The 20,822-nt window shown below is 65.6% G+C and carries 17 protein-coding genes; 15 read left to right on the forward strand and 2 right to left on the reverse strand.

Annotated elements, in window-relative coordinates:
- Window positions 1-55 precede the first annotated feature (55 nt).
- The 14 genes from ACTIFP_RS08975 (at window position 56) to ACTIFP_RS09040 (ending at window position 16,515) form a co-directional block, all read left to right on the forward strand.
- Window positions 56-1,306, forward strand: a complete 1,251-nt coding sequence (locus ACTIFP_RS08975) for a threonine ammonia-lyase (RefSeq protein ID WP_439568372.1) — start codon at window positions 56-58, stop codon at window positions 1,304-1,306.
- Entirely contained in the window at window positions 1,303-1,695 is a 393-nt protein-coding gene (locus ACTIFP_RS08980; protein WP_439568373.1) for an acyl-CoA thioesterase, read from the forward strand. The genes ACTIFP_RS08975 and ACTIFP_RS08980 overlap by 4 nt, the downstream gene beginning before the upstream one ends.
- A gap of 357 nt (window positions 1,696-2,052) precedes the next feature.
- Window positions 2,053-2,421, forward strand: coding sequence for a BlaI/MecI/CopY family transcriptional regulator (locus ACTIFP_RS08985; protein WP_439568374.1), 369 nt, complete (start codon window positions 2,053-2,055; stop codon window positions 2,419-2,421).
- Window positions 2,418-4,085: a M56 family metallopeptidase gene (locus ACTIFP_RS08990; RefSeq protein ID WP_439568375.1), complete on the forward strand. Its 1,668-nt coding sequence runs from the start codon at window positions 2,418-2,420 to the stop codon at window positions 4,083-4,085. The genes ACTIFP_RS08985 and ACTIFP_RS08990 overlap by 4 nt, the downstream gene beginning before the upstream one ends.
- Before the next feature lie 313 nt (window positions 4,086-4,398).
- Window positions 4,399-5,316, forward strand: a complete 918-nt coding sequence (locus ACTIFP_RS08995; protein ID WP_439568376.1) for an MBL fold metallo-hydrolase — start codon at window positions 4,399-4,401, stop codon at window positions 5,314-5,316.
- A 1-nt stretch (window position 5,317) separates the two neighbouring features.
- Window positions 5,318-6,121 carry a hypothetical protein gene (locus ACTIFP_RS09000; protein WP_439568377.1) on the forward strand — a complete coding sequence of 268 codons (804 nt, stop codon included), beginning with the start codon at window positions 5,318-5,320 and terminating at the stop codon, window positions 6,119-6,121.
- Complete coding sequence (locus ACTIFP_RS09005) at window positions 6,118-6,765, forward strand: DUF4230 domain-containing protein (protein ID WP_439568378.1); 648 nt, start codon at window positions 6,118-6,120, stop codon at window positions 6,763-6,765. The genes ACTIFP_RS09000 and ACTIFP_RS09005 overlap by 4 nt, the downstream gene beginning before the upstream one ends.
- A 66-nt stretch (window positions 6,766-6,831) precedes the next feature.
- Entirely contained in the window at window positions 6,832-7,545 is a 714-nt protein-coding gene (locus ACTIFP_RS09010) for an adenylate cyclase (RefSeq protein ID WP_439568379.1), read from the forward strand.
- A gap of 70 nt (window positions 7,546-7,615) precedes the next feature.
- Window positions 7,616-8,605 carry a quinolinate synthase NadA gene (nadA, locus tag ACTIFP_RS09015; RefSeq protein WP_439568380.1) on the forward strand — a complete coding sequence of 330 codons (990 nt, stop codon included), beginning with the start codon at window positions 7,616-7,618 and terminating at the stop codon, window positions 8,603-8,605.
- A 942-nt stretch (window positions 8,606-9,547) separates the two neighbouring features.
- Window positions 9,548-9,811: a GlsB/YeaQ/YmgE family stress response membrane protein gene (locus ACTIFP_RS09020; RefSeq protein WP_293647980.1), complete on the forward strand. Its 264-nt coding sequence runs from the start codon at window positions 9,548-9,550 to the stop codon at window positions 9,809-9,811.
- Between the two features lie 121 nt (window positions 9,812-9,932).
- Window positions 9,933-10,202, forward strand: coding sequence for a GlsB/YeaQ/YmgE family stress response membrane protein (locus ACTIFP_RS09025; RefSeq protein ID WP_439568381.1), 270 nt, complete (start codon window positions 9,933-9,935; stop codon window positions 10,200-10,202).
- Window positions 10,203-10,496: 294 nt separating this feature from the next.
- The gene (locus tag ACTIFP_RS09030) at window positions 10,497-11,705 is read left to right on the forward strand and encodes an efflux RND transporter periplasmic adaptor subunit (RefSeq protein ID WP_439568382.1); all 1,209 of its coding nucleotides are present in this window, start codon (window positions 10,497-10,499) and stop codon (window positions 11,703-11,705) included.
- A gap of 37 nt (window positions 11,706-11,742) precedes the next feature.
- Window positions 11,743-15,159 carry an efflux RND transporter permease subunit gene (locus ACTIFP_RS09035; RefSeq protein ID WP_439568383.1) on the forward strand — a complete coding sequence of 1,139 codons (3,417 nt, stop codon included), beginning with the start codon at window positions 11,743-11,745 and terminating at the stop codon, window positions 15,157-15,159.
- Window positions 15,160-15,330: 171 nt separating this feature from the next.
- Window positions 15,331-16,515, forward strand: coding sequence for a DUF445 domain-containing protein (locus ACTIFP_RS09040; protein WP_439568568.1), 1,185 nt, complete (start codon window positions 15,331-15,333; stop codon window positions 16,513-16,515).
- Window positions 16,516-16,606: 91 nt separating this feature from the next.
- Here the strand turns inward: ACTIFP_RS09040 and ACTIFP_RS09045 are convergent, their stop codons facing one another.
- On the reverse strand, window positions 16,607-17,416 hold the full coding sequence (locus tag ACTIFP_RS09045) for an SDR family NAD(P)-dependent oxidoreductase (RefSeq protein WP_439568384.1): 810 nt from the start codon (window positions 17,414-17,416) through the stop codon (window positions 16,607-16,609).
- A 46-nt stretch (window positions 17,417-17,462) separates the two neighbouring features.
- On the opposite strand from ACTIFP_RS09045, the gene pepN reads away from it, so the two are divergent.
- Window positions 17,463-20,060: an aminopeptidase N gene (gene pepN, locus ACTIFP_RS09050; RefSeq protein ID WP_439568385.1), complete on the forward strand. Its 2,598-nt coding sequence runs from the start codon at window positions 17,463-17,465 to the stop codon at window positions 20,058-20,060.
- 162 nt (window positions 20,061-20,222) lie between these two features.
- Here pepN and ACTIFP_RS09055 read toward each other — a convergent pair whose 3' ends face one another.
- On the reverse strand, window positions 20,223-20,822 hold the full coding sequence (locus tag ACTIFP_RS09055) for an ABC-type transport auxiliary lipoprotein family protein (protein WP_439568386.1): 600 nt from the start codon (window positions 20,820-20,822) through the stop codon (window positions 20,223-20,225).

The following is a 20,822-nucleotide window of genomic DNA, read 5'->3' on the forward strand; positions in this document are numbered from 1 at the left end:
AAACCCATAAGCATAGTTTGCGCGGCGCGCCAGATGGGGTAGGGCCAGCCGCATCATGAGCACGACCGCACCGACCCTCTCCGCTGCCGATTTGCCGGCGATCACCCTCGACGATGTACGCGCGGCGGCCGAACGAATTGACGGCGCGGTGATCCGCACCCCGACGCTCCATTCGCAGACATTGTCCGAAATGGTCGGCGCCCAGGTGTGGCTGAAATTCGAAAATCTGCAATTCACCGCGGCGTATAAGGAACGCGGCGCGCTGAACGCGCTGTTGCTGATGGACCCCGAACAGCGCGCGCGGGGCGTCATCGCAGCGTCGGCGGGCAATCATGCACAGGGGCTCGCCTATCATGGCAAGCGGCTGGGCGTGCCGGTGACCATCGTGATGCCGAGGACGACGCCGCAGGTGAAGGTGTCGCAGACCGCGAGCCATGGCGCCGAAATCGTGCTGTTCGGCGAAAAATTCGACGATGCTTCGGCCCACGCGCGCGAGCTGGAAATCGAACGCGGCCTCACTTTCGTGCATCCCTTCGACCATCCGCATGTCTCGGCGGGGCAGGGGACGGTGGCGCTGGAAATGCTCGAAGATGTCCCCGATCTCGACACGCTGATCGTGCCGATCGGCGGCGGCGGGCTGCTCGCGGGCATGGGCACCGCGGCGCGCGGGATCAAGAACGACATGCGCCTCGTCGGGGTGCAGGCCGAACTCTATCCGTCGATGTACGCCGAACTCAACGGCGTCGACATGGCGTGCGAAGGCGACACGCTGGCGGAAGGGATCGCGGTCAAGGAACCGGGCAGCTATACGCGCAAGCTGGTCGCCGAACTCAACGACGACATCGTGCTGGTCGCCGAACGCCATCTCGAGCGCGCGGTCAGCCTGTTGCTCCAGATCGAAAAGACGGTGGTCGAGGGCGCGGGCGCCGCAGGGCTCGCGGCGATGCTGGCGCATCCTGAGGAGTTTGCCGGGCGCAAGGTCGGGCTGGTGCTGACCGGCGGCAATATCGACACGCGGCTGCTCGCCAATGTGCTGCTGCGCGACCTCGCGCGCTCGGGCCGCATCGCGCGGCTGCGCATCCGGTTGCAGGATCGCCCCGGCGCGCTGTTCAAGGTGATGAAGCTGTTCGACGAGAAGCAGGTCAACATCATCGAAATCTATCACCAGCGCATCTTCACCACGCTGCCCGCCAAGGGGCTGATCACCGACATCGAATGCGAAGCGCGCGACCGCGACCATCTCGACAGCCTGGTCACCTCGCTGCGCGATGCGGGGTATATGGTGACCACCGTCGAACTAGCATGAGGGCGTTCACGCTTCAGCTCGTCGCGACGCCGGAGAGCATCGACGAGCTGGGCCATGTCAACAATGCCGTCTGGGTCCAGTGGATCCAGCAGGTCGCGACCGGCCATTGGGACGCCGCGGCGCCGCAGGCGCACAAGGATGCGTATATCTGGGTCGTGGTGCGCCATGAGATCGACTATCTCCGCGCCCTGGGCCCCGGCGAAACGGTGACCGCGCGCACCTGGGTCGCCGACCAGCCGCAGGGCGCGAAGTTCGACCGCTTCATGGAATTCGCCGGCGCCGACGGCAAAGTGCATGTTCGCGCGCGCACGGTCTGGGCGCTGCTCGACAAGGCGAGCGGGCGGCCGCTGCGGGTGACCGCCGCGGTGGTGGCGCCTTTTTTGGATTGACGGGTGTTATGGAAAGCTTCCGGGGGGCGGGGCCTTTCGGCCGCTCCGCCCCCCGTCTGCATCGGGGGCAAGTGGGAATTTCCCGGTGGGGGCAGGGGGCATCAGGGACCAGACCGATGCCCCCCACCGCTCCATTGAGCGGAACACTCGGGAACATCTGATACTATTCAATTGCCGTGCCAATTCCCCGTGGCGGCGGATATATGCGCGACTTGGTGGTTAGCGATTCCTTACCGTCGATGCGGCTTGTCAAAAATCCCGACACTTTGCCGTTCAGCTTCGTTCATCGACCATTCAGCCCATTGACTACATTTGTAGTCGCGTCGCAAATGCGCGGTGCCGATGGGAGGGGTTCTGATGGCAGAAAGAGCAAGCGAGTCGGAGATGCAGGTGCTGTCGGCCTTGTGGGACGACGCCCCGCAGACCGCAGCTGACCTGACAAACCGGATCGGCGAGGCGAATGGCTGGACGCAGGCAACGGTCAAGACCTTGCTCGCGCGGCTGGTTCAAAAGGGCGCGGTAACCGCAGCCGCTGACGGTCGCCGCTATCTATACAGTCCCGCGATCGAACGCGCCGACGCCGTCGGCGAGGAATCGCAGCGTTTCGTCGATCGCCTGTTCGGCGGCCGCGTCAGCCCGCTGATCGCGCATCTCGCCGATCGCGAGGCGTTGTCGGACACCGACATCGCCGAAATCGAAGCGCTGCTGCGGAGGCTGAAGTCATGAGCGCCGCGACCTGGATGCAGGTGTGGGGCGACACGATGCTCACCACCGCGCTGCTCGTCCTGGCGGTGCTGCTGATCCGCAAACCGTTCGCGCGCCATTTCGGGCCGCGTCTGGCCTATAGCCTGTGGCTGATCCCGGCGCTGCGGCTGGTGTTGCCGCCGCTGCCCTTCGCCGATCCTGTTGCCGCGCCCGATAGCGCCGATGTCATGCTGGTTGCGGTCGACATGGCGATGACGGCCCCGGTGACCCCGACCTGGTCGATCGCCGATGCGATGCCCTATGCGTTTGTGCTGTGGGCGATGGGCATGGCGGCGGTGCTCGCGATGGCGCTGCTCTCGCACAGTCGCTTCCGCACCGAGGTGCTGGCCGAAGCGGTGGAGCTTGAACCGATCGGGACGATCCGGCTGGTGATGACCGATGCGGTCGATGGCCCCGTCGCTTTTGGCCTGTGGCATCGGATCGTCGCGGTGCCGCAGGATTTCTTTGCCCGCTATGCCGCCGACGAACGCGCGCTCGCGGTCGATCATGAGCTGGCGCACCACCGGCACGGCGATTTGTGGGCAAATGCGGCGGCGCTGGTGCTGCTGGCGTCGCAATGGTTCAATCCGTTCGCGTGGCGGGCGATCCGCGCCTTCCGCTTCGATCAGGAGGCGGCGTGCGACGCGCGCGTGCTGACCATGGCCGACGCCGACATGCGGGGCGAGCGCACCGCGCGCTATGCGACCGCGATCGCCAAGGCGGCGGTGGGGTCGCGGCTGTCGTTGGCGGCGCCGATGGCGGTTCACGACAATTTGCAGGAGAGGCTGACGATGTTGATGCGGAGGGATATTTCGAAGCAGCGCGGGCTGGCCGGCCGGTTGCTGATCGGCGGGGCAACGCTGGCGGTGCTGGCGACGACCGCGACACTCGTTCCGGCGGGGATCGTCACGGCGAAGGCGCAGACCGCCGATATGGCTGAACCGCCTGCGCCGCCGATGCCGCCCGAGGCAGCTCTGCCCCCTGAGGCGCCTGCCGCGCCGGATGCCCCCGGGGTCATGGTGTTCACCGACCATAGCGAGGACGTCACAACCGACAAGGACGGCAAAAAGCGCGAAGTGCATCGCATCGTCATCCGCCGCGACGGCCATGGTGATGGCAAAGCTCCGGCGGTGATGTTTGCGCCCACTGACGGCAAGGGCAAGATGCGCCACATCGACGTCCGCATGCCGGGCAGCCTGTCGCGCGACGACGTGCTCGCGACGCTGAAGGAGCAGGGCATCACCGGCAAGCAGGCCGACGCGATCGCCGACAAGCTGGAAGCGAAACGCAAGGAGCGCATCCGCACCGTGCTGGCGCCGATGCCGCCGATGCCCCCCATGCCGCCGATGCACGGCACCTGGAGCACGCATGGGCAGACGATGATCATGGGGAAGTGCGGTGATGGCGCGAAGGCCGCGCCGATCGTCAACCGTGACGAGGCCGAAGGCAACAAACGCACCCGGGTTCATATGTTCGCGTGCAACGACAGCGCCGAAGGCAAGGCGGCGCGGCTGTCGGCGCTCAAAAAAGCGCGCGAAGCCTTTGCCGAGGGCGAACGTGCGCGCGGCCTGTCCGATGACATGCGCGCCAAGGTCGCCGCCGACCTGGAAAGGGCGATCGCCGAGATCGAGAAATCGGACCACTAGGTCCGACGAGCTTCGACGTCGGCCTTTGCTCCCCGGTGGGGCTGGCGGCAGGGGCGGGGAAAGGGAGCGGGCGACCGCTCCCTTTTTCGTGCGGGCTGGTTGGCAACATTCCCCTCCCTTCCAGGGAGGGGGTAGGGGGTGGGTGGGTGCGAGCGAGCGAAGCGAGCCGAGGCAGAGCACCGCCTTCGACGGTTACCTACCCCCGACCCCTCCCAAAAAAGGGAGGTGAGAAGAGATGACGGCATCCGGTCGATGGCGGTGATTGTTGCTGCCACCCCTTTTGTTCGGGCCCCCGCAATGCCACATGAGGCCCATGAGCGAAGACAAACCCTGGCCCGACAGCATCCGCGCCGGCGATTGCGAGCAGCATGAGCCGCTCGTCCGCCGCGTGCTGGCGCCGAACCCGTCGCCCTATACCTTTACCGGTACCCAGACGTGGATCGTCGGCGCGGGCAGCGATGTGGCGGTGATCGATCCGGGACCGACGGGCAGTGGCATGAGCATCGGTGATCCCGCCGACATCAACGGCGCGGGGCATGTCGATGCGATCCTGCGCGCCGTGGACGGCCAGCGCGTCACTGCGATCCTGTGCACCCACACCCACCGCGACCACAGCCCCGCCGCGGCGCCGTTGAAAGCCGCGACCGGCGCGCCGATCATCGGCTGCGTGCCGCTGGCGATCCGCGACGACGGCCCGCGCGCCGATTCGGCGTTCGATCCCGATTACGCCCCCGACCGGGTGCTGACCGACGGCGAGCGGATTTCGGGCGACGGCTGGACGATCGAAGCGGTGGCGACCCCCGGGCACACGTCCAACCACCTCTGTTTTGCGCTGCTCGAAAGCGGCGCGCTGTTCACCGGCGATCATGTCATGGCGTGGTCGACCAGCGTCGTCAGCCCGCCCGATGGCGACATGGCCGCCTATATGGCCAGCCTGTCGAAGCTGTATGAGCGGGGCGACCGCATCTATTATCCCGCGCACGGCCCCGCGGTGACCAAGCCGCGGCAGCTTGTCCGCGGCATGCTGGGGCACCGCAAGCAGCGCGAGCGGCAGATTTTGCGCGAGCTGGAAAAGGGAACCCGGGTCATCCCGGCGATGGTCGCGCATATGTACAAGGGGCTAGACCCGCGGCTGACCGGCGCCGCCGGGCGCTCGGTGCTCGCGCATCTGCTCGACCTGCGCGCGCGCGGCGTCGTGCGCGAACGCAATGACGAATGGGAACTTGCCTGACATGCTTTTGACGATGCTGCTCGCCGCCGCGCAGCCCGCCGCCGACGCCGCGCCCGCTGCCGCCCAATCGCGCATCGTGGACCTGATCGCCCGCGAAGGCGGCCAGCATTGCCTGCCCGATGGTCAGCTATGTTTCGAACTGTCGGACAGTGCCGACACGGGTGAGGGGGCAGCCAGTCTGATCGTTTCTTTCCCGGGGTCAGGCGATACCGGAGAAACCTCGCTGCCGCTCCCCGTCTTTGCGGATGATCCACAAGGGTTGCGGCTGTGGCCGCAAATCGTCTCGGTGCGCAGCGGCGGCGAAGCCGACGGGCGGGACGGGCTGGAGATGCTGGTCGGGGTGATCGGTGAACAGCGCGCGATGTATTCGGGTGGCGGGGGAACGGGCGGTCGGCTTCACCTGCTGCGTTTCGGCATGGCGCCGCACGCGATCGGGCTGAGCGGCGAAGTGCTCGATGTTGTCTGGGACAGCTCGCTGATGATCCGCGCCTGTTTTTCGGAGCAAGATGCGAAGGACCGGCTCGACGCCTGCCACGACGAATATGAATTCAAAGCGGTGCTGAAGCCCGGTCCGGACGATGGCGGCGAATTGCCGCCGTTGACCTATCGCAGCTTTGCAACCGCCTATCCGCAGACGTCGCGGCGGAGCGAGGACAATAGCGGGCAGAAGCTGAAATCCAGCGATCTCGCGCATTGGAAAGATGCCGAGTGCAGCTATGAACGCGTGCTGCGCCACAATCCTGCGACGGGCCGTTACGAAATGGATCGCCCCGCGCCCGATTGTTCGGTCTATACAGTGCCATGACCTCGACTCCTTCCTCTCCCGCACCGCGCCTCGCCGGGCGCCTGATCCTGCTCGCTGCGGCGGCGATGCTCCTTCTTGCCGTGTGGTGGGCGGTATCGGCGTGGCGCGACTGGCAACGGGGCTATGACCCCGAAACCGTTGTGGCGGCGAGCCTGCAGGGTTTGCAGGAACAGAATGTCCTCGTTCCCTTCACCGCGCGCTATGTCGCGGTGGTCACCTCGACGCAGAGCCGACTTGGGCTGAGCGCGAAAAAGACGCTGATCATGCCGGGCACGGTGCGTTACGAGGTCGATCTGGGCAAGCTCAAGCAGTCGGACGTCGACTGGGATGCCGCGACCAAGGCGTTGACCGTCACCCTGCCGCCGCTGCGGCTCGCCGGCCCCGAAATCGACCTCGACGCCATCAGCGAGTTTCGCGATGGCGCGATCCTGCTGACGCTGACCGACGCCGAAGCCTCGCTCGACGCCGCCAACCGCAAGGCGGCGCAGGCCGAGCTGATCAAGCAGGCGAAGGGGGCGACTCCGATGCGGCTGGCGCAGGGGGCGGCGCGGGCGGCGATCGAGCAGAGTTTCGCGATGCCGCTGAAGGCCGCGGGCATCGACGCGACGGTGACCGCGCGCTTTGCCAATACCCCTGCTGGCTAGGCGGCTTTCGCGCGGCGTCATCCTTCGCTAGTCTGGCCCCAATTCCGGCCGACTGGGGGGTGTGGCATGGCGACAACGGCAGCGGGCGCAGAGCGCGCCGAACTTTTCTGGCAGCGCATGGCGATCGGCCTTGCCGCGTTCATCGTCCTTGGTTTCCTGCAATTCGCGCTGCGCGGTTTTGTCGATCCGGTCGCGGCGCCCTTCTGGGTCCATCTGCACGGCGGACTGATGCTCGCCTGGCTCGGTCTGCTGGTGGTGCAACCGACGCTGGTATCGCGGCAGAATATGGCGCTGCACCGGCGGCTCGGCTGGACCGGCGCCACGCTCGCGATCATCATCACCGGGCTGGGGATGTTCACCGGGATCGCATCGCTGGTGCTCGGCCGCTTCCCGCCCTTTTTCTCGCCGCCCTATTTTCTCGCGCTGACCTTCATCGAATCGCTGGTGTTCGGATTGATGGTGTGGGCGGCGGTGCGGCGGCGCCACACGACGGCGTGGCACCGGCGGTTGATGATCGGGGCGACGATCATCATCCTCGAACCCGCGCTCGGCCGCATCCTGCCGATGCCGCTGATGATCGGCTGGTCCGACATTCCGATCGGCCTGTTTCAGCTGGGCGTCGTCGGCATCATCGCGCTCTATGATCGCCGCACGCTCGGTGCCGTCCATCCGGCGACCAAGGCGATCGCGGTGATTGTCATCGCGGTGCGGCTCACCATCTATCTGGTGGCCTTGACGCCCCCTGTCATTGCGCTTGCGGAAAGGCTCACCGGCGGCTGACGCTGCGTTGCCCTGTCCGGGGTCGCGGTGTAGGGGGGAGGCCAAGGCAAAAGCCATATAAGGAAAAGCGATGACTGCTCCCATTCGCGAGAATCTCTCGGGCCTCGACCTGCGCGCCGAAATCGACCGCCTGCGCAAGGAACGCAACGCGGTGATCCTGGCGCATTATTACCAAAAGCCGGAGATTCAGGATCTGGCCGATTTTGTCGGCGATTCGCTCGAGCTGTCGCGCAAGGCCGCCGACACCGACGCCGATGTCATCGCCTTTTGCGGCGTGAAGTTCATGGCCGAGACGGCAAAGATCCTGAGCCCCGAAAAGATCGTTATCCTGCCCGACATGGATGCCGGATGCAGCCTGGAAGACAGCTGTCCGCCCGAACAATTCAAGCGCTTTCGCGAGAAGCATCCCGACCATATCGCGCTGACCTACATCAACTGCTCGGCGGCGGTGAAGGCGCTGAGCGACATCATCGTCACCTCGTCGAGCGCCGAGACCATCATCAGCCAGATCCCTGAAAGCCAGCCGATCATCTTTGGTCCCGACCGTCATCTGGGTGGTTACCTGAACCGCAAGTTCGGGCGCGAGATGCTGCTGTGGCCGGGCGTGTGCATCGTGCACGAGGCGTTCAGCGAAACCGAGCTGATCAAACTGAAGGCGCAGCATCCCGGCGCCCCGGTCGCCGCCCATCCCGAATGTCCGCCGCACATCGTCGACCATGCCGACTATGTCGGATCGACCAGCGGCATCCTGCAATTTGCGAAATCCTTCCCCGGCGACACGCTGATCGTCGCGACCGAACCGCACATCATCCACCAGATGGAACTGGCGATCCCCGAAAAAACCTTCATCGGTGCGCCGGGTGCCGACGGTAACTGCAACTGCAACATCTGCCCCTATATGGCGCTCAACACGATGGAGAAACTCTACCTCGCGCTGCGCGATCTGAAACCGCAGATCGAGATGGAGGAAGGGCTCCGCCTCGCCGCGCGCAAGAGCCTCGACCGGATGCTCGAAATGGCGTCGGGGACGATCGGCAAGGGCGATCTGGGGCGGGCGTGATTCCCAAGCGAGTCGGGTTTTCGACTCGCCACCACGAGTCGAGCGACGGCCTCTTTCCCCGCGAGCGGCAAATCCGCATCCGAAAATGCTGCACCCTTGTTACAAAAATGCTGCGCCGAATCCGCTTGTTGCTAATGCCGGACTTATCCACAGCAGCCGACGTTCGGGTGGGGCATTTGGGCGTTTTTCTGTTGGCGCCCCGAAAGCTTCATGTCAGCTTCAAATCATCGGACGACAGAGACGAAAGACCGCCGGGACATCAAGGGTAGTTGCAAGACTAGCCAGAAGAGAACGGATCGGACTTACGAGGAAATCGACCGATAGCCTGGTCACGGAACGTAGCGATTCCCACGAGTTGATGCGGACCCGATCGGGTACAGGAAATGCAGTCCATCGCTTGGAAAGCGACTGTTTCGGCAGACGCAAGAAGAGATGATGAAGGGCTTTCCAGGTGCGGCCGGCCCCCGAAAGGGGGCCGACCAAACCGTCGCCGGATTGTTCCGGCGTGCGCCGCAACGCATCGTTTTGCGGGCTGCTGATCGCAAGAGAAGCGGACCGGGATGAAGCGGGGTGGCGGGACGCGGAGCAGGACCGGATAGTGGGGGTTGGCAGCGATGTCGGCCCCCATTTCGTTTGCGTGCGCTGCGCGTGCCGCCGTCTCGCACGCCCATTCCCACCAGATCCTATTTTATTTTCGCCGTTGTGACGTCCGTCACATCGCGGTCAAACAGGGCTGCTTAGTCCGGTCATTGCGACCCGGAGCAGTTCTTGATCTGGAACTGATCCCACTTTCCCGGCCGTGTCCTGCGGGGCCGGCCGGGAACCTTTCCCCTTCGTTCCGCATTATTCCGTCATCGTTGAAACGATGTCCGGACGCGACCGGACGTTCAATAAGCTTCGCCGGGTGTCGGCGTCTGCCCGGTGGTTCAGGAAGGGATTAACATGGGTTTGATTATCACCTTGATCGTCGGCGGCATCATCGGCTGGCTGGCGAGCATCGTCATGCGCACCGACGCTCAGCAGGGCATCATCCTGAATGTGGTCGTCGGCATCGTCGGGGCGTTCCTCGGCAATTTCCTCGGCAGCTTTTTCGGGATGGGCGCCAGCCTCGACACCTTCAGCCCGATCGGGTTGCTGTGGGCCTTTATCGGTGCCGTCGTCTTGCTCGGCATCATCAACCTGGTCCGCCGCGGCAGCGTCCGTTGACCGGAGTGGCGGCGGTGCAATTTGCGCCGCCGCTATTCTGCTAGGCGCTTTCAAATATCTGGGTTAACAATGCCATGCCTGCGAGGGCGGGCGATACCAATGATCGTAGGGGGTCAATATCATGGATTTCATTATCGCAATCATCATGGGCGGCGTTATCGGCTGGCTGGCCAGCATCGTGATGCGCACCGACGCCCAACAGGGTATCTTCCTCAACATCATCGTCGGCTGTGTGGGCTCCATCCTTGGCCGTTTGCTGTTCGGCCAGTTCCTGGGCGGTGGTCACCTGCGCGGCAACGCTTTTGACCCGATGACGCTGCTGACCGCCTTTATCGGCGCGGTCGTCCTGCTCGCCATCGTCAATCTGGTGCGCCGCGGACGCGTTCGCTGAATCGATAGTCTTCCGGCGTTCGGCCCCTCGCGGCCGGCCGGATCAAAGGGTGGCCCGCCGTCAGGCGCGCCACCCTTTTTCATGCCTGCAACCACTGGAAATTACGCGACGAACCGCTTATGAACCGCCGCCCGGTGCGCTGGCGGGATGGCAAGCTTTGGCCTCTTGCATGTGGTGATTTAATTAGGTAATACACCTCATACGGGATTTCGGTCCTGTCGTGCGGGCCTGAGGGGGCGAAGCGCAGCCGTGCTTGCCGCATCGGATGCCGCAGCCGGCAGGGAGGAATTCGGCGTGAACTACGAGCGGAAAGTGGATGTGATGGACAGCCTCGCGGGTTCGACCCAGAGCTATTATGAAGAGGCGGACAACCGCCGCAAGCGGACGCGGCTGATCGTCGCGCTGGTGCTGATCGCGCTGGCGTTGGCAGCGACCTGGTACGCATTCAGCTCCAGCAAGGACGGCGCTGCCGGCGCCGAAGGCGCGGCGGGCGGCGAGGGCGCGGCAGCGGTGCCCAGCATCACCGTCATGGTCCCCGGCCGCCAGTCGGTCCAGACGACGATTTCGACCAATGGCACGATCGCGGCGCGCCGCGAAATGCCGGTCGGCGTCGCGGGCGAGGGCGGGCAGGTCGTGCGCGTGCTGGTCGAACCCGGCCAGTGGGTCGGCGCCGGGCAGCCGCTGGCGATCATCGATCGCGCGGTCCAGTCGCAGCAGGCCGCCGGCCTCGCCGCCTCGATTCGCGTCGCGCAGGCCGATGCCGACCTGGCGCAGGCCGAACTGACCCGCGCCGACGCGCTGGTGTCGCGCGGCTTCATTTCGAAGGCGGACATGGACCGCAAGCGCGCCACCCGCGACGCCGCCAATGCACGCGTCCGCGTCGCGCAGGCGCAATATGCCGAGGCGCAAGCGCGCAACGGCCGCCTCAACATCGTCGCTCCCGCGGCGGGGCTGGTGCTGACGCGCGGCGTCGAGCCCGGCCAGATCGTCGGCGCCGGCAGCGGCGTATTGTTCCGCATGGCGCGCGGCGGCGAGATGGAATTGCTGGCGCAGATGGCCGAGGCCGATCTGCAGCGCGTGCGTGTCGGTACCCGCGCGACGATCAGCCCGGTCGGCACCAATCTGGAGATTGCGGGTCAGGTGTGGCAGGTGTCGCCGGTGATCAACCCCGACACGCGGCAGGGCATGGTCCGCATCGCGGTTCCGTACAGCGCAGCGCTCCGCCCCGGCGGCTTTGCCGACGCGCGGCTGGTGTCGGGCACCGAAGAAGCGCCGCTGCTACCTGAAAGCGCGGTGCAGAGCGGTCCCGAAGGCAATTATGTGCTAATCGTCGATGGCAAGAACACGATCCAGCGCCGCGTGGTCAAGGTCGGCACGGTGACCGACGACGGCGTGTCGATCGCCTCTGGTCTGGCTGGCAACGAACGGGTGGTCGTGCTGGCCGGCGCCTTCCTCAACGTCGGCGACAAGGTGAAGCCGGTGGTCCAGAAATCGTCGCAATAATATTTCCGACCCTGTGCGCACAAAAGGCGTTTGAATCATGAGCTTTCGCAACATTTCCGCCTGGTGCATCCGCAATCCGGTGCCGCCGGTCGTCATGTTCGTGCTGTTGATGCTGGCGGGGATCGTCAGTTTCAACCGGATGGACGTCAACGACAATCCCGACGTCGAATTCCCCGCGGTCCAGGTCGTCGTGGCGCAGCCCGGCGCAGCGCCGTCGGAGCTGGAAACGCAGGTCACCCAGCGCGTCGAGGCAGCGCTGCGCGGGGTCAGCGGGGTCGACGAAATGTCGTCCTATGTCGGCGAAGGCAACAGCCGCACTTTTGTCCAGTTCGCGATCGGCACCCCGATCGACCGTGCGTTCAACGACGTCAATCAGGCGATTTCGCAGATCCGCAGCGACCTGCCCGACGGCATATTGGAACCGCAGGTTCAGCGCGTCGACATTGCGGGCGGCCCGATCACCTATTTCGCGGTCGAGGCGTCGGATATGACGCTCGAACAGCTGTCGTGGTTCGTCGACAACAGCGTCGCTAAGGAATTGCTGTCGATTCCCGGCATGAGCCAGGTGCGCCGTTCGGGCGGGGTCGATCGCGAAATCCGCGTCATCCTCGATCCCGCGCGGATGCAAAGCTACGGCCTGACCGCGAGCCAGGTGAACCAGCAGCTGCGCCAGACCAACGTCAATGCCGCGGGGGGGCGCACCGAAATCGCTGGGTCCGAACAGGCGGTGCGCGTGCTGGGCAATGCGGGCAGCGCCTTTGACCTCGGCGAAACGCGTCTGTCGATCGGCAACGGCCGCACCGTGCGCCTGTCCGACGTCGCCAAGGTGACCGACGGCTATGCCGAACAGCGCAATCTGGCCAAGATCAAGGGCCGTCAGGTGCTCAGCTTCTCGATCGAAAAGGCGAAGGGCGCGTCCGACGTCACCGTCCACGACGAAACGATGAAGAAGCTGGAAGAGATCAAGAAGTCCAATCCCAAGGTCGATTTCAAGATCCTGTTCACGCGTACCGAATATACCAAGGAACAATATCGCAGCTCGATGCTGGCGATGATCGAAGGCGCGGTGCTTGCCGTGGTCGTGGTGTTCCTGTTCCTGCGCGACTGGCGCGCGACGCTGATCAGCGCGCTCGCGATCCCGCTGTCGGCGATCCCGACCTTCTGGTTCATGGACATGATGGGCTTTTCGCTGAACGGCCTGTCGCTGCTCGCGCTCAGCCTGGTCGCGGGGGTGCTCGTCGACGACGCGATCGTCGAGATCGAGAATATCGTCCGCCACATGCGCATGGGCAAAACCGCCTATCAGGCGTCGATCGACGCCGCCGACGAAATCGGCCTGGCGGTGGTGGCGACGACGATGTCGATCGTCGCGGTGTTCCTGCCCGTCGCGTTGATGCCCGGGGTGTCGGGCCAGTTCTTCATCCAGTTCGGGATGACCGTCGTTTTTGCGGTGCTGGTCAGCCTGGCGGTCGCGCGCATGATCACGCCGATGATCGCCGCCTATTTCCTGTCGGCGCAGGGCGAACAGGATCATGCCTCGGGCCCATGGGTTGACCGCTATGAGCGGCTGCTCGCCTGGACGCTTGATAGCACGAAGCAGCGGGCCGTGAAGGCGCGTTACGAAGACACCCCGACCAAACTCGCCTATTTGGGTGTACCGCTGGTGCTGGCCGGCCTTTATGTGCTCTTTGCGATCTACACCTATTTCCAGCCGGTTCCGGCCGGACAAGATGGCCCGAATCCGGCGGTTTATTTCCTGCTGCAGACGCCGTTCACCGCGATCTTCGTTTTCCTCGCGGCCAGCCTGCTTGCCATTCTGCTCGGTGCGCTCGCTTATGTTATCGGCGTGCGCCAGTGGGCTTTTACCCATTGGGCGAAGTTCATGGTCCAACGCGCCTATGCGCGCCTGCACGATCATCGCGTGTGGATCGTCGGGGTCGGGCTCTTTGCCTTCCTGTCGAGCATCGGTCTGTTCATGGTCCTGCCGCAGCAGTTCCAGCCAACGACCAACAGCGATTACAGCCAGGTGCGCTACGAACTGCCGCCGGGTTCGACGCTGGCGCAGAGCGAAACCGTGGTGCGGCGGATCGGCGCCATTCTCGACAACAGCCCGGTGGTTCAGACCGCATTCTATGACGTCAATGTCGGCGGCGGCAACGCGTTCATCACGCTGAAGAAAGAGCGCGAGATGAGCAGCGTCGAATGGGAACGCAGCCTGCAACCGAAACTGGCGGCGATCCCCGATGCGCGGGTGTCGTTCCAGAGCCAGTCGGGCGGGTTTTCGGGCCGCGACATCACGATGGTCATCGGCGGCGACGATCCGGTCGCGCTGGAACGGCACGCCCGTACGATTGTCGCCCAGATGGGCGGGCTGAAAGAATTGCGCGCGCCGCGGATCGAGGGCGACATTCCGCGCCCCGAAATCATCGTCAACCCGCGCATGGACCTGGCCGCCGAGCTTGGCGTGACGACCGCGGCGCTCAGCCAGACGATCCGCATCGCGACGCTGGGCGACATCGACCAGAACGCGGCGAAATTCTCGCTGTCCGATCGCCAGATCCCGATCCGGGTGCTGCTGTCCGAAGATTCGCGGCGCAGCCTGGCGACGATCGAGAACCTGCCGGTGCCGACCTCGCGCGGGACCACCGTGCCGCTGAAATCGGTCGCCGAGATCGGGTTCGGGGCGGGGCCGACGGAGCTGCGCCGCTATAACCAGACGCGGCGTATCGTCATCGGCGCCGATCTGGCACCCGGCCTTGTCACCGGCGACGCGCAGAAGAAAATCGATGCGCTGCCCGCGGTCAAGGATATGCCGCAGGGTATCCGCAAGGTCGTCCAGGGCGATGCCAAATGGCAGGCCGAGCTGATCAACAACTTCATCATTGCGGTGGTGTCGGGTCTGCTCCTCGTCTTCTCGACGCTGGTGCTGCTCTATCGCCGTTTCCTGTCGCCGCTGGTCAACATGTCGTCGCTGCTGCTCGCGCCGCTCGGCGGGCTGCTCGGGCTGGCGATCACCGGCATGGAAATCTCGATGCCAGTCTATATCGGCCTGCTGATGCTGCTCGGCATCGTCGCCAAAAACTCGATCCTGCTCGTCGATTTCGCGATCGAGGAGATGGACCATGGCGTCGGCAAGATGGAGGCGTTGCTCGACGCCGGACGCAAGCGCGCGCAGCCGATCGTGATGACGACGGTCGCGATGGTCGCGGGCATGGTGCCGACGGCGATCTCGCTGTCGGGCGACGGGGCGTGGCGCGCGCCGATGGGCGTCGTCGTGATCGGCGGGCTGATCCTGTCGACGCTGCTGACGCTGCTGATCGTCCCCGCGGGCTTCAGCCTGGCCGACAGCATCGAAAAGCGCCTTGGCCGCTTCTTCTCCAGCAACCTGCTGACCTATCGCAAGGGCGACGACACCAAGCCGTACGGGGAGCCGGCGCCGCAGCCCGCCGAGTGACCCGGCGCGGCCCAATGCGCCGCGTCGGTTGCAACTTTTGCGGCGCTTCGCCATTTGACCCTGATGACGGATAATTCTTCGACCCCGGCGACCGCCGGACGCGCCCACCCCATCGGGGTGGGCGTTGCCGTTCCCACCGGCGGGCTGAATGTCCGGGTGGTCGCGACCGGGATGCTGGTGGTGATGGCTGGCGTGTTCATCGCCGCCAAATTTTATCAGGACGTCCATCCCGCCATGGGCTTTGTCCGCGCCTTTGCCGAGGCGGCGATGGTCGGCGGGCTGGCCGACTGGTTCGCGGTCACCGCGCTGTTCCGCCACCCGATGGGTTTGCCCATTCCCCATACCGCGATCGTTCCGCGCAACAAGAACCGCATCGGCGACACGCTGGCGCGCTTCCTGCTCACCAATTTCCTGCTGCCACGCCTGATTGCGCGCAAGATGCAGACGCTCGATGTCGCTGGCGCGGTCGGCAAATTCCTGTCCGAACCGGGCGAGGGTGGTGGGCGGCTGCGGCTTGGCGCGTCGCGCATCATCGCCGATGCGCTCGGCGCGCTCGACCAGCAACGGCTCGGCGGGATGGTCAAATCGGCGATCGCCGACCGCCTGCGCGAACTCGATGTCGCGCCGCTGCTGGGGCAGGCGATGCAGGCGGCGCTCGCCGAGGGGCGCCATCAACCCTTGCTCGACGCGATGGTCAAATGGGGATCGAAGACGCTCGAGCTTAACGAGCATCTGATCCACCAGATGGTGCACGACAATTCGAACGCGATCGTGCGTTTCACCGGGCTCGACGAAAGCATTTCGAACCGCATCGTCGCCGGGCTGTCGAAGCTGCTGAGCGAAATGGCGATCGACGAGACCCACCCGCTGCGCATCCGCGTCGAGGAAGGGCTCGCCAAGATGGCGCTCGACCTGCAGCACGACCCCGAGGTCCAGGCCAAGGTCGCCAAGGTCCGCGACGAGCTGCTCGAAAACAAGGCGGTGAAGCGCTGGCTCGACGGCCTGTGGGAACAGGGGCGCAGCGCGCTGCTCAAGGCAGCGCGCAACCCCGACACGATGCTCGCCGGGCGGATCGGCGAGCTCGTGACGCAATTCGGCGCGATGCTCGGCGAGGATGCCGCGATCAAGCGCACGCTCAACCGCTACGCCCGCCGCGCTGTCGTCGGTATGGTCGACAGCTACGGCGAGACGGCGCTCAAACTGGTGTCCGACACGATCCGCGGCTGGGATGCGAAGACGATCACCGACCGGCTGGAAAATGCGGTCGGCGACGATCTGCAATATATCCGCATCAACGGGACGCTGGTTGGCGGGCTGGTCGGGGTGCTGATCCACACGGTCGATGTGGTGATCTGAGCGCGAACTACCAAAACCCGTTCGTGCTGAGCTTGTCGAAGCATTGTCCTTTTCTTTGGCGTAGCAAAGGAAGAACGGCCCTTCGACAAGCTCAGGGCGAACGGACGAGAGGAAGGCAGGCCGCCAGTCCCTCCCGAAAACTCGGATAGCGTGGCACCCACGCTAACAACCGTTTCGCCTTACCATTCGCGACCCGCCGGTTCTCGGCATAGAACGCCCGTGCCGCGGGCGACAGGCCCGCCTCGTCGAGCGTTTGCAGCGGCGGCAGCGATTCCCGCAGCATCGCACAGCCCCATTCGACCAGCCGGTTCTGGTGGCACGGCTCATCGTCGGCGAGATTATAGACCCCCGCCGACCCCCTGAACGACGCGATCACGCCGCCCGCAATGTCGTCGACATGGACGCGGCTGAAGACCTGGTCGGGCAGGTCGATCCGGTGCGCGCGGCCTTCACTTATGCGATCGAGGATCGAGCGGCCGGGGCCATAGATGCCGGGGAGGCGGAAGACCGACACATCGCTGCGCAGCGCCTGCCAAGCATCATCCGCGGCGTTGCGGTCGGGGCGGCGGCCTTTTATCGGGGCGCTTTCATCGACCCATGCACCACCTGCGTCGCCATAGACGCCGGTCGAGGACAGATAGCCGACCCACGCCGCCGGGGCGATCGCGATCGCATCGCCATAGCGGGCAAGCACCGGGTCGGCGCCCGCGACGGGCGGCACCGACGACAGGATGTGCGTCGCTGACCGCAACGCTGTCAGCACCGCGTCCCCCTCGCCGAACGCGATGCTGTCGCCGCGCCCGTCCCGCGTCGTCCCGGCCACATCCCACCCGCGCGCGCGCAGCCGTTCGGCGAGGTGGCTCGCGGCATATCCCATCCCGAAAATCAGCATCTGTCCCATCGCCCGCCTTATTGCGCGCCCCGCGCCCCGCGCCTAGACCCGAAACATGACCGACGCCTCTTCCACGCCCGTCCTTCCCGTCACCATCCACCGCGGCGATTATCGCCCGCCCGACTGGCAGGTGCCCGACGTCGCGCTCGATTTCGCGCTGGCGGTCGAGGCGACGCGCGTCGCGTCGGCGCTGTCGGTGGTGCGGCAGGCCGATACGCCGGTGCCGCTGGTGCTGCGCGGCGACGGGCTGACCCCCGCGGCGGTGCGCGTCGATGGCGAGGGCTGGAACGACTGGCAGATGGACGGCAGCGACCTGGTGATCGATCTGGGCGAGCGCAGCGCAGCGACGGTCGAGGTCGACACGCTGATCCACCCCGCGGCGAACACCCAGCTGATGGGGCTGTATGCTTCGAACGGGATGCTCTGCACCCAGTGCGAGGCCGAAGGCTTCCGCCGCATCACCTTTCACCCCGACCGCCCCGATGTGCTCAGCCGCTACAAGGTGCGCATGGAAGGCGACAAGGCGGCGTTCCCGATCCTGCTGTCGAACGGCAATTGCATCGCCAAGGGCGACGGCGCGGGCGGCAATCATTGGGCGCTGTGGGAAGACCCGTGGCCGAAGCCGAGCTATCTCTTCGCGCTGGTCGCGGGCGACCTCGTCGTCAACAAGGACAGCTTCACGACAATGTCGGGGCGCGAAGTCGAACTGGGCATATGGGTCCGCGACGGCGACCTTGATCGCACCGGCCATGCGATGCAGGCGCTGAAGGACAGCATGGCGTGGGACGAGCGCGTCTATGGCCGCGAATATGACCTCGACCTGTTCAACATCGTCGCGGTCAGCGATTTCAACATGGGGGCGATGGAGAATAAGGGGCTCAACGTCTTCAACACCCGCTACATCCTCGCCGACCCGGACACCGCGACCGATGTCGATTATGACGGGGTCGAGGGTGTCGTCGCCCACGAATATTTCCACAACTGGTCGGGCAACCGCGTCACCTGCCGCGACTGGTTCCAGCTGTCGCTCAAAGAGGGCTTCACCGTCTATCGCGACCAGTGCTTTTCGGCCGACATGGGATCGCCGCCGGTAAAGCGGATCGAGGACGTCCGCCTGCTTCGCGCCGCGCAGTTTCCGGAAGATGCCGGGCCGCTCGCGCATCCGATCCGCCCCGACAGCTTTCAGGAAATCAGCAACTTCTACACCGCGACCGTCTATAACAAGGGCGCCGAGATCATCCGCATGATCGCGACGATGGTCGGCGCCGAACGTTTCCGCAAAGGCACCGACCTCTATTTCGACCGTCACGACGGCGAGGCCGCGACGTGCGAGGATTTTGTCCGCGCGATCGAGGATGGCGCGGGCATCGACCTCGCCCAATTTCGCCTGTGGTACAGCCAGGCGGGGACGCCGCGGGTCACCGCGCGGATCGACACCGACGCGGCGACGGGCGAATGCACACTGCGTCTGGCGCAGACCGTCCCGCCGACGCCCGGCCAGACCGACAAGCAGCCGATGCTCGTTCCGCTGCGGATCAAGGCGTTCAACCGCGATGGCGGCGATGCCGCGGCGGAGCAGCTGGTGCTGCTCGACCGCGCCGACATGGCGGTGCCGCTGGGCGTCCATCGCAGCCGCCCGATGCTGTCGCTCAATCGCGGTTTTTCGGCGCCGGTGATCGTCGATTTCGCGCGCGAAGCGGGCGAACTTGCGTGGCTGGCGGCGAACGACGACGACCCCTTTGCGCGCTATGAGGCGTTGCAGCAGCTGATGCTCGATACGCTGGTCGCCGCGGTATCGGGCGAGGCGCGCGATAGCCGGGCGGTGATCGACGCGATCGGCCAGACGCTATCCGGCGCCGCGAGCGACCCGGCGTTCGTCGCCGAGGCGGTGCTGCTGCCCAGCGAAGCCTTTATCGGCGACCAGATGGTGACGGTCGATCCCGACGCGATCCGCCGCGAACGGCTGGCATTGCAGGCGGCGATCGGCACCGCGCTGGAAAGCGAGTGGCGCGCGATCCTGACGGACGCCGCGCCGCCCGCCACCGACCTGTCGCGCAAGGCCAAGGGCGGCCGCCGCCTGCGCGGGGTCGCGCTCGCCTATCTGGCGGCGACGGCGATGGACGACGTGCCCACGCTCGCATTCCGGATTTTCTCCGACGCCGACGGTATGACCGAGCGGCAGGCGGCGCTGGCGACGCTGGCGCATGGCGACAGCGACGAACGTGTCGCGGCGCTCGACATCTTTTATCAACGCTACCGCGACAACCCGCTGGTGCTCGACAAATGGTTTCAGGTGCAGGCGTGGTCGCTGCGCGCCGATACGGTCGCTGCGGTCAGGGAACTGGCGCAGCATCCCGACTTCACGCTGGCCAATCCGAACCGGGTGCGGTCGCTTTATGGCGCGCTGTCGGGCAATCAGGCGGCGTTCCACCAGGCCGACGGCGCCGGATACCGGCTGATCGCCGACCTGGTCATCGCGCTCGATCCGAAGAACCCGCAAACATCGGCGCGGATGATCCCGCCGCTCGGCCGTTGGAAACGCTTCGATGAGGCGCGTGCGGCGATGATGCGGGGCGAGCTGGAACGGATATTGGCGCAGCCGGGGCTGTCGAGGGATGTGACCGAGCAGGCGAGCAAGAGTTTGCTGGGCTAGGGCGTTGGGCGGCTCTGGGGTGGTGAGCGGACGTTCTCACCTAACTTCGTCATCCCCGCGGAGGCGGGGATCCCGCTTTGCGACGGCGAAGGAAAAAAGCGGGATCCCCGCCTTCGCGGGAATGACGGAAATGGTCGCTAGCTGCCATTTGAAGCGTGCAACCTAACCTCCCAGCCACCCCGTAACCTCAACCGCGATCTTGTTCGCCGCGCGCGTCAGCGCTTCGCCGACGGGCTTGGCCTCGACCGGGCCGCCGATCGCCTCGCGTGCTTCGAAGCGGCGCTGGCTGACCGTCTTGCCGCCCGCGGCGACCAGCATCGCCTGATAGACGACGACCGCTTCGCCCGTCCGCGCATCGACGCCGAATTCCATCAGCTGCCCCGCAAGCTGTTCGCCCGGCGCGGTCAGATATTGGCCCTCGTCGAGCACGACGCGCGCCGTGCTGGCGGAAACCGTTTCGGATATCAGGCGCTGGAACAGGCGGTTCGGCGCCTCGACCCATTGCGCGTCCTTGACGTAGGTGACGCTGCTATTGTCCTGCTGCACCGGGATGCGTGTCGTGCGCAGTTTCTGCGGTGCGGTCGGGATCAGGATCGTCAGCGTTGAGGCATCGGCGGCGGTGCGGGCGGCGCCGGCGAGCGGTGAGGCCGCTGCATCAAGCGTCAGCAGGAAGGGCGGGGTCTTGCCGCCCAGGCCGATGCACGCTGACAGCGAGACGGCGGCGGCGGCGGCGAGCAACGGCGTGCGAAAGCGGCGGATCAT

The organism is Sphingopyxis sp. (genome assembly GCF_051861155.1).
Classification (GTDB): Bacteria; Pseudomonadota; Alphaproteobacteria; order Sphingomonadales; family Sphingomonadaceae; genus Sphingopyxis.